The 1,716-nt window shown below is 65.2% G+C and carries 1 protein-coding gene; it reads left to right on the forward strand.

The window, feature by feature from the left end:
• Positions 1-1,475, forward strand: a 1,475-nt coding sequence (locus AC1VAN_RS20935; RefSeq protein ID WP_480986647.1) for a CocE/NonD family hydrolase, incomplete at its 5' end; no start/stop codon positions are given.
• Positions 1,476-1,716 lie beyond the last annotated feature (241 nt).

The following is a 1,716-nucleotide window of genomic DNA, read 5'->3' on the forward strand; positions in this document are numbered from 1 at the left end:
CCACCGACGCGTGGGACACCATCGATTGGCTGGTCAAGCATGTGCCGGAGACCAACGGCAAGGTCGGCATGCTCGGCTCGTCGTACGAAGGCTTCACCGTGGTGATGGCGCTGACCGATCCGCACCCTGCACTGAAGGTGGCCGCGCCGCAGAGCCCGATGGTCGATGGCTGGATGGGTGACGACTGGCTCAACTACGGCGCTTTCCGCCAGGTCAATTTCAACTACTTCGCGATGCAGACCGAGAAGCGTGGCAAGGGCACGCCGCTGCCGTCGCTGGGCTACGACGATTACAGCACTTTCCTGCGCATCGGCTCGGCCGGTGACTACGCGCGCTTTACCGGCGTGGACCAGCTGACCTGGTGGAAAAAGCTGGTACAGCACCCCGCATACGATGCGTTCTGGCAGGGCCAGGCGCTGGATGCGGTGATGGCGAAGACGCCGCTGAAGGTGCCGACCATGTGGCTGCAGGGCCTGTGGGACCAGGAAGACATGTGGGGTGCCAACCACGCCTACCAGGCGATGGAAGGGCGCGATACCGGCAACACCCACAACTACCTGGTGATGGGGCCGTGGCGGCACAGCCAGGTGAACTATGACGGCAGCCAGCTTGGGGCGCTGAAATTCGATGGCGATACCGCGCTGCAGTTCCGCCGCGACGTGCTCAAGCCGTTCTTCGACCAGTATCTGGTGGATGGCGCGCCGAAGGCCGATACGCCACCAGTGCTGGTGTACAACACCGGTGAAAACCACTGGGACCGCCTGCAGGGCTGGCCGCGCAGCTGCGAGAAGGCGTGCGCGGCAAACAGCAAGCCGCTGTACCTGCGTGCCGGTGGCAAGCTGGCGTTCCAGGCGCCGGCGGCGGGCGAGGGCGACTTCGAGGAATACGTGTCTGATCCGTCCAAGCCGGTGCCGTTCGTACCGCGTCCGGTGCGCTTTGGCGACCGCGACATGTGGACGACCTGGCTGGTCAAGGATCAGCGCTTCGTCGATGGCCGCCCCGACGTGCTGACCTTCATCACCGAGCCGTTGACCGCACCGCTGCGTATCGGAGGTACGCCGGTGGTGAACCTGCAGGCTTCCACCAGTGGCACCGACAGCGACTGGGTGGTGAAGCTGATCGACGTGTATCCCGACCAGGAAGCATCGACACCGGAGATGGGCGGCTATGAGCTGCCGGTGTCGCTGGCGATCTTCCGTGGCCGCTACCGCGAGAGCTTCAGCGACCCCAAGGCATTGGCGGCCAACCAGGTGCTGCCGTACCGTTTCGACCTGCCCAATGCCAACCACACCTTCCAGAAGGGCCACCGGGTGATGGTGCAGGTGCAGTCCAGCCTGTTCCCGCTGTACGACCGCAACCCACAGACCTACGTGCCGAACATCTACCTGGCCAAGCCGGGTGACTACCAGAAGGCGACGCAGCGGGTATGGCACAGCGCCGCGCAGGCCAGTTACATCGAACTGCCGGTGTACTGAGACGGAGGGGATGACGCCGGGCACAGCCCGGCGCTACCCCGGTCGCGCGATGTCGGTAGCGCCGGTTGTGGTAGTGCCGGCCGCTGGCCGGCAACCCGGTGGCGCGAAAGCGTGAACAGATCGCTTGCAGGACCGACGGGGTAGTGCCGGCCGCTGGCCGGCAACGCGGTAGTGCGAAGGCGTGTCGACCAAGGTCGACACCTACCGGAACAGATCGCTTGCAGGACCGACGGGGTAGTGC

The organism is Stenotrophomonas sp. 05L44_2, assembly GCF_056665995.1.